General features: G+C 37.6%; 8 protein-coding genes. 5 read left to right on the forward strand and 3 right to left on the reverse strand.

Annotated elements, in window-relative coordinates; translation table 11 throughout:
- The first annotated feature begins 27 nt into the window (after positions 1-27).
- Entirely contained in the window at positions 28-1242 is a 1215-nt protein-coding gene (gene sbcD, locus PSE60_RS12440) for an exonuclease subunit SbcD (RefSeq protein ID WP_272665605.1), read from the forward strand.
- Between the two features lies 1 nt (position 1243).
- Positions 1244-4927: an AAA family ATPase gene (locus tag PSE60_RS12445; protein ID WP_272665606.1), complete on the forward strand. Its 3684-nt coding sequence runs from the start codon at positions 1244-1246 to the stop codon at positions 4925-4927.
- 46 nt (positions 4928-4973) lie between these two features.
- Here PSE60_RS12445 and PSE60_RS12450 read toward each other — a convergent pair whose 3' ends face one another.
- Both PSE60_RS12450 and PSE60_RS12455 read right to left on the reverse strand, forming a co-directional pair.
- Positions 4974-6257, reverse strand: coding sequence for a cystathionine gamma-synthase family protein (locus PSE60_RS12450; RefSeq protein WP_272665607.1), 1284 nt, complete (start codon positions 6255-6257; stop codon positions 4974-4976).
- Positions 6258-6305: 48 nt separating this feature from the next.
- Positions 6306-7340, reverse strand: coding sequence for an isopenicillin N synthase family dioxygenase (locus PSE60_RS12455; RefSeq protein ID WP_272665608.1), 1035 nt, complete (start codon positions 7338-7340; stop codon positions 6306-6308).
- A gap of 238 nt (positions 7341-7578) precedes the next feature.
- On the opposite strand from PSE60_RS12455, the gene PSE60_RS12460 reads away from it, so the two are divergent.
- The 3 genes from PSE60_RS12460 to PSE60_RS12470 all read left to right on the forward strand — a co-directional run bounded on the left by PSE60_RS12460 (position 7579) and on the right by PSE60_RS12470 (position 10124).
- Positions 7579-8439, forward strand: a complete 861-nt coding sequence (locus tag PSE60_RS12460; protein WP_272665609.1) for a MetQ/NlpA family ABC transporter substrate-binding protein — start codon at positions 7579-7581, stop codon at positions 8437-8439.
- A gap of 352 nt (positions 8440-8791) precedes the next feature.
- Positions 8792-9391: a nitroreductase family protein gene (locus tag PSE60_RS12465; protein WP_210840501.1), complete on the forward strand. Its 600-nt coding sequence runs from the start codon at positions 8792-8794 to the stop codon at positions 9389-9391.
- 433 nt (positions 9392-9824) lie between these two features.
- Entirely contained in the window at positions 9825-10124 is a 300-nt protein-coding gene (locus PSE60_RS12470; protein WP_210840444.1) for a type 1 fimbrial protein, read from the forward strand.
- 196 nt (positions 10125-10320) lie between these two features.
- Here the strand turns inward: PSE60_RS12470 and PSE60_RS12475 are convergent, their stop codons facing one another.
- On the reverse strand, positions 10321-12270 hold the full coding sequence (locus tag PSE60_RS12475; protein ID WP_210840445.1) for a bifunctional 2',3'-cyclic-nucleotide 2'-phosphodiesterase/3'-nucleotidase: 1950 nt from the start codon (positions 12268-12270) through the stop codon (positions 10321-10323).
- Between the last annotated feature and the right edge of the window lie 655 nt (positions 12271-12925).

Below are 12925 nucleotides of genomic sequence, written 5' to 3' on the forward strand. Positions count from 1 at the left end.
ATTATTGATGACAGGAATTGATAGCTCATGCGCATTATTCATACTTCAGACTGGCACCTTGGTCAGTATTTTTTTACCAAAAGCCGTGCGCCTGAGCACCAACATTTCTTGAATTGGCTCGTTGAACAAGTGGAATTACATCATGTTGATGCTATCATCGTTGCAGGTGATATCTTCGATACCGGCTCACCGCCAAGCTATGCACGTGAACTGTACAACAAATTTATTGTTGATTTACAAAAAACAGGTTGTCAGCTGGTTATTTTAAGCGGTAATCACGACTCTGTTTCTGTACTCAATGAATCAAGTGCTCTACTTCGTTACTTAAATACACAAGTCATTACGTCGGGAAGTGAGCCGCATGTTATTACCTTAGTAAATAAACAGGTTCACCCTATTGGTTTAGTCTGTGCCATTCCTTTTTTACGCCCTCGAGATATTCAACTAAGTATTGCAGGGCAAGATATTGAAGAGAAACAACGCTCGCTGCAAACAGCGATTCATGATCATTACCAAGCCAGCTACCAACTCGCGCTAGAACAGCGAACCGCTTTGGGGCTGGATATTCCAATTATTGCAACAGGCCATTTAACCGTTGTCGGCGCAGCCTTAACTGACTCTGTACGAGATATTTATATTGGTACGTTAGATGCGTTTCCTTCAGGGGCTTTTCCACCTGCTGACTATATTGCCCTTGGCCATATTCACCGTCCCCAAGTGATTGGAGGACAAGAAAGTATTCGATACTGTGGTTCACCTATTGCATTGAGCTTTGACGAAACGGCACAACAAAAAAGCGTCTGCCTTGTTGAATTCAGTGGAAGTAAATTGACTCAAGTCACACCATTGGAAATCCCTATTATTCAGCCATTACAAAGCATCAAAGGCTCCTTAAGCCAAATAGAACAGCAATTAGAGATATGGAAAGATTATCAAGGTGATAAACCCGTTTGGCTTGATATTGAAGTTGCTTCACAAGATTACCTCGCTGATATCCAACAACGTATTGAAGCTTTGACACAAGAGCTCCCAGTCGAAGTCGTAATACTACGCCGCGCACGCAAGCAAATACAGGGACAAAGCCAAACCTTAGCTAATGAAACATTGAGTGAACTCACCGTAGAAGACGTTTTTTTACGCCGCCTTGCTCAAGAGTCTTTAGATGATCCTGAGCGTGAACAGCGTCTAGTACAGCTATTTCAACAATCTTATGACGCATTGCAAATGAGCAAGGAAAGTTAATATGAAAATTTTAAGTTTACGTTTAAAAAATATTAACTCTCTTAGAGGTGAATGGAAGGTTGATTTCACTAAAGAGCCATTTGCTAGCAATGGCCTGTTTGCTATTACGGGTGCCACCGGTGCAGGAAAAACGACCTTATTGGATGCGATTTGCCTCGCGCTTTATCACCGAACACCGCGTTTAAAAACCATTTCTAACGCACAAAATGAACTGATGACTCGCCATACCGGGGAATGCCTCGCGGAGGTAGAGTTTGAGGTCAAAGGCAAAGCTTATCGCGCCTTTTGGAGCCAACGACGGGCTGGAGGGAAACCTGATGGCAATTTACAACAGCCTAAAGCGGAGCTTGCAACGGTTGCTGATGGTAAAATATTGACCGTAAAAATTACAGAGATAAAAGAATTAGTGGCGCAAATAACAGGGCTTGATTATGAGCGTTTTACTAAATCCATTTTACTCTCCCAAGGGAATTTCGCGGCTTTTTTAAATGCCTCTGAGAAAGAACGCGCTGATTTACTTGAAGAAATTACAGGTACCGAAATTTATAGCCAAATTTCAATTTATGTTTTTAATCAACACAAGCAAGCCAAAATTGACTTAGATTTGTTAAAAGCAAAAGCGCAAAACATTAATTTACTCACAGAAGCAGAACACCAAGAATTATTGGTTCAGCAAAACCATTTATTTGAGCAAGAAACACAAAGCAAGCAACAGCGTGCTCGCCACCAACAAGGGGTTAATTGGTGGCAACAATATCGCCAACTCACCCAACGCATGCAGTCACTTGATGAAGAACTCAAAAAAAACGAACTTGAGTTCCAAGCCGCACAACCTCAATTAAAAAGGTTAGCTGACAGCGCTCCTGCGGAATCCCTTCGTCCATTATGGCAGGAGGTTGAACGACAACAGCTACAGCTCACTGAATACACGAATAAACAACAACATTTGAAGCTTAGCCTGCAAACCCAGCAAGCTGCACGCGCCCCACTGCAAGAAAATTTATTGAAATCACAATTCGAGTATCAACAACACCTTGATTTTGCTAAACAACAACATCAATTGATTGATGAAACAGTCAGGCCTCTTGATAACCAAATTGCACAATTGAAACAGCAACAGTCTGAAATTAAACAGCAAATCGAACAACAACAAATCACTCTTCAGCAAAAGCAACGCTTAGTTAGTGAAACGCAAAGTCAGATCCAAAATGCACACCTTGAGTTAAAAAAACACAATATATTCCTAGAAGAACACCCAAAAGACGCTGAGCTCAGTTCGCAAATAGGCAGTTGGCAACAACAAGGCCATTTTATTTTCGAATTAGCTGACAAACTGGCAAGTTTGCACAAAAAACAACAAATACTTTCAAATGAAGTCGCGCAGTTACAGCGGCAACAGCTGCAGCAAACTGAGAAATTAGCCCAAAAACGCCTCGAATTAGAGCGCAGCACTTCCGCGTTCAAAAAACAAGAAGAAATCTACAAACAAAACCAAGAAAAACATGACATTAACACCATCAATCAACATATTGAACAGCTACAAGCACGTTTACAACATGCTAAGTTATTGCCATTAATATTATCTCAATGCCTTAATGCGCAAACGCAGAAACAGAATCAAATTCAAAAAGATATTGAATTAACACAAGATATCACCACCGCGCAAAAAGCGTTGAGCCTGGCCGTAACACGTATTAATGAATTGACCCCACTCATTAAACTAACCAATGACAAATTACAATTAGAACAAAAAATTGTCAGCCTAGAGCATGAACGCCAACAACTAATAGCAGGTAACCCCTGCCCATTATGCGGTTCAACAGAACACCCAGCAGTTCACGATTATCAATCAATCCATCTCAGTGAAACACAGCAACAACTCATTGAGCTAACAAATAAACTCGACCAATTAAAACAACAACAAACTCAGTTAGAATCACAACTTCACACACAAAAACAACGTCAAAACGAAAATTTACAGCAACAGCAGCAAATCAATGAACAATTCGATGCATTTAACCAACAGTGGCAAAAGACATGTGAGCAAGCACTCACACCTGAGTTAACCCAAAATGAACAAGCCGTTACGTTCTTAATTAATCAATTAACGGATCAGCTAGCGACGCAACAGAAAATAGTTGTGGATATGGCTGTTCTAGAGCGTGAATACCAGCAAACCAAACATCATTTACACGAGCAACAAGCAAGCTTTACCCAGTTGCAATCAGACCTGTTATTAGTCGAAGAACGCTTAAAGAACCAAACACAACAACATGATGAGCTGCAAAAAGAACAGAGCCAATTCCAACAACGCAAACAGAGACAATTAGAGCAGTGGCAATCTACCCTAGCGCCATTTAACTTAAATGTGCCAGATAAAGATACGTTCGATGAATGGGTTCTCGATATTACTCAGCGAAGTGAGCGTTTTAATAACCAAAAAGTGGCAGCACAAGCACTTAGCCAACACATTGAAGTCAATAATGCCACATTAAAAGTTGAGTCAGAGCAACTCAATATACTCACTCAACAAATTGAACAAGAAAGAAATCGCCTTAAACAAATTGAGTTAGGTTTAGAGCAAAAAACAGCACAACGAAAAACACTGCTTTCTGGCTTAGCCATCAGCCAATTTATTCAGCAGTTGAATGACAAACAAACCATACTTTTCCAAACTCAGGAACAATTAAGCAAACAACTCAATGAGGTTGATAAAGCCATTGCATCAATGAATGGAAGTTATCAAGAGCTGATTGACGCCTGTGAAAAAACAAAACTGGCACAAACACAAGCTAATACCCTGTTTACTCAAGCGCTTACGGATAGTCCATTTCATCATCAACAAGCTTTCCTTGATGCGCTAATCAGCCACGAAGAAAAACAGCAATTAGAAGCGCTAAAACAACATATTAACCAAGCTCGCATACAATGTGAAACGCGTTATAAAGAAGGGTTGCAAGCTATTGAGGTACTGAATCAACAGCGTATCACTGATTTTTCAGCACTTAATGAAACGCAATTACAAACAATTGTTACTCAACTTGATGAAGAAATTAAGCAAATAAACCAAAAACAAGGCCAGATAATTAACCAGCTCAGTACAGACAAGCAACTGCGCCATCAACAACAAGATTTACTGCAGGAAATAGAAAAGGGCCAATTAAGTTATGATGATTGGAGCTATCTCAGCTTACTTATTGGTTCTGCTGAAGGAGATAAATTCCGACGTTATGCGCAGGGCTTAACTTTGGATTGTTTGGTTTCTCTAGCCAATCAACAGCTTGAAAAACTCCATGGTCGCTATTTATTACAGCGCAGTCACCAAGCAAACCTTGAATTACAAGTTATTGATGGCTGGCAAGCGGATAGCATTCGAGATATTAAAACGCTTTCAGGTGGGGAAAGTTTTTTAGTTAGCTTAGCGTTAGCCTTAGCGCTATCTGATATGGTAAGTCACCGTACACAATTAGAATCGCTCTTTTTAGATGAAGGTTTTGGTACTTTAGATGCAGAAACGTTAGATATTGCCCTTGATGCATTAGAAAGTTTAAATGCATCTGGCAAAACTATTGGCGTGATTAGCCATGTGGAAGCAATGAAAGAACGTATTCCCGTCCAAATTGCAGTGAAAAAAGGCAATGGGCTTGGTTTTAGCGAACTTCCCGCACAATACCGCATCATTTAACTCAATTTAGTGACTATTCAGGGTGGGAAATTCCCCACCCTGATGATTAAATCGCTTCTAATGCTAATTCCAATGCATATTTAAGGTCATTCACATTTTCAATACCTATAGATAGGCGAACTAAATTATCACTAATACCGATTTGTTCTCTGACCTTTTGAGCAACACCTGAGTGGGTTGTCGATGCAGGATGGCTGGCGAGCGACTCAGTTCCCCCTAAACTAACCGCTAATTTAAAGATAGCTAAGTTGTCTAGAAAACGAAATGCATCCGCTTCATTATCCCCTACATTGATAGAGAAAGTTGAGCCTGCTCCTGTACACTGTTTTTGATAAACCTGGTGCTCAACGCTCGCTTTCGGAAAAAAGGCAGGAAAATGCACTTTACTGACTTTAGGGTGCTGATGGAGATACTCCGCTAATATTTTTGCACTCTCATTTGCCCTTTCCATACGTAATTGTAATGTTTCTAACGACCGCCCCAACATCCAGCTAGAATGCGGGTCAAGCTGTGTACCGATGGCATTACGTTGGGCTTTTACTTTCTTGACTAGCTCCTGACTTCCAACCACCGCACCTGCGACTAAGTCTGAATGTCCTCCCACATATTTAGTTAGTGAGTACACACTTAAATCTGCACCAAGAGCGAGTGGCTTTTGAAATACAGGCCCTAGCAACGTATTGTCACAAATGACTAACGGAGTTTGCCCATTTTGCTTCGTAGCTATCTGCTTAGCCACTTGGCTAATTAATTCAATATCAACAAGTGTATTCAATGGGTTAGACGGTGTTTCAATATAGATAGCCGCAATTTTTTGCTCTTTACCGACTCGATTAGCAACTTCTAAGATGGACTCCTGCTCGTACCCATTTTGAAAAGGAACCGAAGTTATTCCGAAACGAGCCAATGTATTCAAAAATAAAGTTTCTGTTCCACCATAGAGAGGCTGAGAATGGAGTAGAACATCACCTGGTTGCAATACTGCCATTAAGCAAGTCGTAATAGCCGACATACCGGAAGAAAATAGTGCTGCGCTTTGTGCACCTTCATATAGAGCTAATCTGTCTTCAACAATTTCACTATTTGGATGGTTAAAACGTGAATACACCAATCCTTGTTTCTGGTTTTCGCTCGTTTGTGTGCGCCCACTAACTAAATTAAAAAAATCTTTCCCTTCCTGAGCGGTTTTAAATACAAATGTAGATGTCAGAAAAACAGGCGGTTTAATTGATCCTTCTGAAAGCTTAGGGTCATACCCATAACTCATCATTAACGTTTCTGGGGATAATTCTTTACCTTGTAAGTCCTTTTTATAGCTTTGTTCTGACATTTTTAGCTCCAATACGGTTTATCATCATATCTCTAACGACTTAATTGCTCAGATAATATTATTATTACTTATTATTTGCTCATATTCCTTAGGGTAAAAGCGACGAGTTACTGTCAAATGGGAACGCAAACGCCCTTTAATGACATTTTTTCCGAGATTAGTAAATAATGGATTTAATGGATCGCTATCAGGCCCTAACGCTTGTTGTGCTAAATAATGGGGCAAATTTAATAATGGGACTTCTTCTGCAAAAATATTTGGTGTAATAAAATAAGCAATGGAATAGCGAGAATGACTATTTTTACGCCTAACAACTTGGTGAACATTCGCACGTAAATAGCCATTAGTGGCTAATTCAAATACTTCTCCAATATTTACCACAAATGCATTTTCCAAAGGTTCAACATCTATCCAACCAGCATCTGTTTCAACTTGTAGCCCCCCACTATTATCCTGCCATAATAAGGTTAAAATTCCCGCATCTTTGTGCGCCCCAACCCCTTGCTCTCCTTCATTATTATCTTCCCTTGCCGGATAATGAATAAGTTTTAATAAATGTTGAGCGGGGTCGGCAATAATTTCATCAAAGCTATTTGATGGTAATTCTAATGCAACTAAAAATGCTTTAATTAATTTTATTGCAATGGCTCGCATTTCACGTTGCCACGCAAGTGCTTGGGGTTTAAGTTCAGGTAAGGATTGTGGCCATTGATTTGGCCCATGTAAATTAAACCAAATAGGATCATCTTGATTAAGTTGTAATGCCGGTAACTCTTCGCCAATATCAATCTGTTCGCGGTAATCTGGCTGGCTACGAGTACTCTCTTCTGTGGATGCCGTATACCCTCGAAAATGTTTTGAGTATTCCATCGAGATACTTTCTTTTTCGCTTTGAGGTAAGGCAAAAAATTGCTTAGTTGTAGCTAATAATTGCTCTCGGGTACCAGCAGAAATATTGTGCCCAACGAGATAAAAAAAACCAATTTCCCTGGCAATAAACCGTAATTTTTTATAGAAATCCTCCCTTGTTTCAGGGTTTTCAAGTTCATGTAAATCAATAATAGGTAATTGTGTTATAGACATATTAATCGACCTTCTAAAATATTTATTTAAATGATGAATAAAATTCACGATATATTTATCACTCGATTAAATACCACATCTGATATTACTAAAAATAATTTAAAACTATATCGATATAACTTTTTGAATATTTTAACCTTATATAACTAAAAAGAAAAAATGTGGAAAAAATATTATTTATAAAGCTTTATTTTTATTTGGTTAGATACTGATAACAAAACCAATTAGAGATCATCAAATGAAAAAACTACTTGCAGTGTTATTGTCTTTGTCGTTATCGGCCGTAGTGGCATGTTCCCAAGAAGAAAGCACTAACGAAATAACAGAGTCACAAAAAGCAACATCACAAAAAATTATTATTGGCAGCCACGGTAGTGATGCGGATATATGGCAATTTATTGCTCAATCTTCGGAAGCTAAAAAAGCCAATCTCGATATTGATGTCAAAATTATTGATGATGGAATAACTCTTAATGTCGCCACTATTGACGGAGATGTTGATGTGAATGCATTTCAATCTTGGGGCTTTTTAAAAGATTTTAATAAAAGTCATAATAACCAATTAACCGCAATTTCAACCACCTATTTTGAACCAATGGGTATATATTCGGTAAAGCATAAAAAATTGGCTGATTTACCTCAGCAATCTATCGTTGCCATTCCTAACGATGCAGCCAATCATATACGTGCACTTAAATTACTTGAAAAGTCAGGGTTAATTGCATTAAAACCTGATTTCAACCAAGCCACAGGGTCTACTAATGATATTGTCTCGAACCCTAAGAACTTAGTTTTTAGGCAAATAAAATATGCTCATGGCCCAAGGGCATTACCGGATGTTGATATCGCAGTCATCGGTAATACAGCTGCACAAGAAGGCGGGTTAAACGTTTTAACTGACTCGCTATTTAGGGAAGAAAATGATGAGACTATTATTAATAATATCAATTTATTAGTCGTTAAAACAGATAACAAGGATAACCCCAAATTTGCCAAATTAGCAGAACTGTACCACACTGAAGCGGTAAGAAAGTACATCATTGATAATTTTGGCGGAACTAAAATAGAAATAACCAAAAATATTAGTGAACTCAATTAAGTAAAACTAGTTATCATTCTTGCCTAGCAGGATTACGCCTCTTGCTAGGCCCTTTCATTTGCCATCTATTTTTTCCTTTTCATACTCAATTATTTTATATGCATATTGTTCATTCGTGCTTATTAACACTCTTTTTTACCATAACGCACCGCCAAAAACAGAATTAACCAATTGATTTTAAATAAATTAAAACCAACCCTTAACTTAGTGCAAAAATTTGAACCTTATCGTTAAATTTTTTTTCTATGATTTTTTATTCCCCACGTTATAGTAATAACCATTGAAACACACTACGGCTTCTAAGATTTATTCAATAACATGCCGTGCGCTAATGAAAAGCTAGGAGACTAAAATGTCTAACGCATTTATCGAAATGATTAAAAATCGTCGTACCATTTATAACCTCGGCGATGCTTTACCTGTATCAGAAGAACACGTCACGAAATTAGTTAAAGAAGCAGTTAAACATTCACCATCATCATTTAACTCACAAACATCTCGCGTGGTGATTTTATTTGGTGCTGAACATAAAAAACTATGGAATATGACCAAAGAAGCACTGCGTAAAATTGTTCCTGAGCAAGCCTTCGCTGCAACAGAACAAAAAATTGATAGCTTTGCTGCAGGTGCTGGTTCTATTCTGTTTTTTGAAGACCAAGACATCGTAAAAGGCTTACAAGAGCAATTTCCTTTATATGCGGATAATTTCCCAATTTGGTCTGAACAAGCCAGCGGTATCGCTCAATTCGCAGTTTGGACTGCATTATCACAAGAAAATATTGGTGCATCTTTACAGCACTACAATCCACTGATTGATAATGACGTACAAACTGCATGGAAAGTTCCTGCTAATTGGGTATTACGCGCTCAAATGGTGTTTGGTTCTATTAATTCACCTGCTGGTGATAAAGACTTTATGGACGATGATGTTCGTTTCAAAGTTTTCAAATAAGCTGAAATAATACTAAAACTTTAAATAATCCTCTCGTAATATACTTACGGGGGGATTTTATTTATATCATATTATTAAAGTGAACCACTTAATGTCATCACTTATGATTCTCATCATTTAAAATAATAGCTTATTCCAAATTAATCCGTGTTATCAATAAAACATAATTACTAAAAGTACTGTATCAAAATAAATAGAAATATTTACAATTGCACTGTTATTATTACACTTTCATTACCACTTGATTATTAATTGATCAAAAGAAATTAAACAAATAGATAAATTGATACTTATCAATGAATTAATCAATCCTCCCACTAAACTCTAAGTATATTTTCATTTTTAGTTTTGCATTATGGATATTTGAACTACACTAAAAGTGAGAGCACAAAAACACGCTTCATCGTGTAACATGTTATTAAGGGGGTGGACTATGAAAGGTTTATCTTTACTAACATCTATTGTTGCTATAATCATTTCAAGCTGTTCTTTCACCTATGCAAGTAATAATTCATCAGGAGGTACAATTTCATTTACAGGTTATATCTATGAGCCACAATGTTCAGTCAACGTTGAACATAAAGAGCAAGTTAATGTTAAATGTTACCGGAAAGGTAAAGACATCTCGATAACCCGTTCCTTAAAAGAGGGCCAAAAGATAGAATCTGAATATGTAAAAGTAGAATATGACAAAAACTCTAAATTACCTATGTTGAATGTTTTTTATGAATAGTAATATGATGTCTACATTAATTATAACCGCTCGGGGTATTAAACTTTAAAAGTGATGTTAATATTCCGAGCGCTATTTCCCCTTAACATCTGCTTAATTCGCATCATCCCCCACTAATAACCGCATCTCAAACCTATAAGTTAGCAACTAAAAAGCCCACCCGTAGGCAGGCTTGAACGATACAAATACGTTAAGATTACTTCTCAGTTAAGTCTATTTGATAAATAGCGAAACCAATATCATCAGTACCGATTTGTTTCATCGGATACTGTGCATTTTCTTTGATAAAGTTTGCAGCCTTTTCACTTGGTGCTGTTTCAAAGCGAACATCCAGTTTTTTGTCTGTTTTAATTGGTGTGAATGACCAATTATTAGCCGCTTTAGTCGCAATTTGTCCTTTCTCTTTAGACTCTTTAGCAATATAAGCCGCTAAAATAGAACGGTTTTCATCCGGAGATGCAAATGCAACATTATTATCACCTGTTCCCGCAAATTTACCGCCGTAGCCACGGTAGTTATTCGTTGCCACTAAGAAGGTGGCTTTTGGATCAATCGGCTTACCTTGGTAGGTGACATTTTTGATTCGGTTAGCATCTTTATTGACGGTTTGGCAATCAACATCGTATTTCGCTGGTTGAGTCAAGTCGATTTGATAATTTACACCACTAATGGTATCAAAGTTATAAGTTCTGAAACCATTCCAATTCAATAAGCTTTGTGGTGCTGTTGATTGTGGATTGATTTGATTGAACATTCCCGCTGAACATTCTAACCATTCGACGACATCCGCACCGGTCGCTTTAACCACAACCAACGTATTTGGATATAAATATAGGTCAGCAGCATTACGGAAGGTTAAATCACCTTTTTCGACTTCAATGAATTCAGTCGGTGAATTTTTACGACCACCTGCTTTAAATGGTGCTGCGGCTGCAAGAACCGGTAAATCAGCCAGATCTGGGTCACCTTGAATAAAGTTTTTGGTGTAATCAATTTGGGCATCATTCACGATTTGTACAGTTGGATCGCTTTGAACCAATGCTAAGTAGCTGTACATGTTTTCTGATGCTTTACCGATATGTTTCCCGACAAATTTACGAGTATCTTGGTGTTCTTGTTCAATAATTTTTGCGAGGTCGCCATCGCGCTCAACCAAAGCTTTCTTATTTGGTTTGTCATAGACAGGGCGTGCATGAGCGGTTGCATCAACCACTTTCCAAGCACCATCATCATTATTGACCACTAAATCAACAACACCTAAATGATCACCCCACTGTCCTGGCATGACAGCGGGTACGCCATTCACAGTTCCTTTTGCCACATCAACGCCTTTGATATCACTGAAATCTTTGCTTGGGAACACACCGTGTGAGTGGCCAAACATAATGGCGTCAATACCCGGAACTTCACTAAGGTAATAAACTGAGTTTTCAGCCATTGCTTTATATGGCTCTTGAGAGAAACCAGAGTGAGGGATCGCAACAACTAAATCTGCTCCCTCTTTTTTCATTTGAGGTACAAATTTTTTCGCGGTTTCAGTAATGTCATTAACTAATACTTTGCCTTCTAAATTTGGTTTATCCCAAATGAGAATTTGCGGTGGAACAAAACCAATATAACCAATCTTGATGGTGTGTGTTTTGCCGTCTCTATCTTTAACTGGTGTATCGACAATAATATATGGGTTAAAGTAGTTTTTACCTGTTTTCGCGTCGATAATATTGGCATTAATGTATGGGAATTTTGCGCCATCAATCGCTTTGTGTAAGAACTCTAATCCAAAGTTAAACTCATGGTTACCGAAGTTACCTACGGTGTAACCCATAGTATTTAAAAGTTTATGTGCTGGGTGAGATTCACCGTCTTTTAAACCTTCACCTACTATATAATCTGCTAATGGGCTACCTTGGATTAAATCTCCGTTGTCCACTAATACTGAGTTTGTTGCTTCTTGTTTAGCGGCTTTAATTAATGTCGCGGTACGTACGTAACCAAATTGCTCTGTCGGCTTGTCTCTATAGTAATCAAAGTCAACGAGGTTGCTGTGAACATCCGATGTTTCCATTACGCGTAAATCAACCGTCGCCGCGTTCACATTAAATGCGACTAACATAGCAAGTGTTGAAAGTTTTAATACTTTATTCATGTAATCCCCTTAGTTGCCATTTTTGAGAGAAAATTGCCTCTCAAATTTGAGTACCTACCCTGTAAAATTGAACAAATAAACAACAAAAATAGCGTTAAAATTTTACACTATGTGCATGACGTCAATTTTTAATGATAATACACTGCAAACAGTAACCATTTTTTGTGACTAAATCACGGTTTTCATCTTTTTATTGGGCTTGATTTTTATATAGCTCACAAAAATGAATAATGATGACAAATTCACCTTAATTAACTTACGTTATTCCATTAAGGAGTTGTGAATATTTTTCGAAGGAAAAAAAGAACTGTGATTTATATCACTTAGTATTAAAGGATATTATTTAACTTAAATTCCTGTGCTTTATTTCACCAATAAAATGCCTCTATTTTTCTTATCCATTTTTATTTTATAAATATACTCATCAAATTATTTTCAATTAATCTAAATTTAATTTAAGAATTAAAAGATGATTATTTAATCATTAGTTTTCTAAAGAGATTTCATTCGATTAGAAATCAAGTATTTTTTCTAAATAATTCGAGTTGTGGCAAGGCGGCAAGATGAGGTCATCTCTAGGAGCATACATAAGTATGTGACTAAAGTGACTGAATGAAGCCAACACAGCCACAGCTTGAAGTATGACGAAAAAATA

The organism is Providencia sp. PROV174 (assembly GCF_028480685.1).
In the GTDB taxonomy this organism is placed as follows: Bacteria; Pseudomonadota; Gammaproteobacteria; order Enterobacterales; family Enterobacteriaceae; genus Providencia; species Providencia rettgeri.

Bases quoted from the DNA above. Each gene is read 5' to 3' on its own strand.
- sbcD (WP_272665605.1), top strand. From the start codon at position 28: ATGCGCATTATTCATACTTCAGACTGGCACCTTGGTCAGTATTTTTTT.
- PSE60_RS12445 (WP_272665606.1), top strand. From the start codon at position 1,244: ATGAAAATTTTAAGTTTACGTTTAAAAAATATTAACTCTCTTAGAGGT.
- PSE60_RS12450 (WP_272665607.1), bottom strand. From the start codon at position 6,257: ATGTCAGAACAAAGCTATAAAAAGGACTTACAAGGTAAAGAATTATCC.
- PSE60_RS12455 (WP_272665608.1), bottom strand. From the start codon at position 7,340: ATGTCTATAACACAATTACCTATTATTGATTTACATGAACTTGAAAAC.
- PSE60_RS12460 (WP_272665609.1), top strand. From the start codon at position 7,579: ATGAAAAAACTACTTGCAGTGTTATTGTCTTTGTCGTTATCGGCCGTA.
- PSE60_RS12465 (WP_210840501.1), top strand. From the start codon at position 8,792: ATGTCTAACGCATTTATCGAAATGATTAAAAATCGTCGTACCATTTAT.
- PSE60_RS12470 (WP_210840444.1), top strand. From the start codon at position 9,825: ATGAAAGGTTTATCTTTACTAACATCTATTGTTGCTATAATCATTTCA.
- PSE60_RS12475 (WP_210840445.1), bottom strand. From the start codon at position 12,270: ATGAATAAAGTATTAAAACTTTCAACACTTGCTATGTTAGTCGCATTT.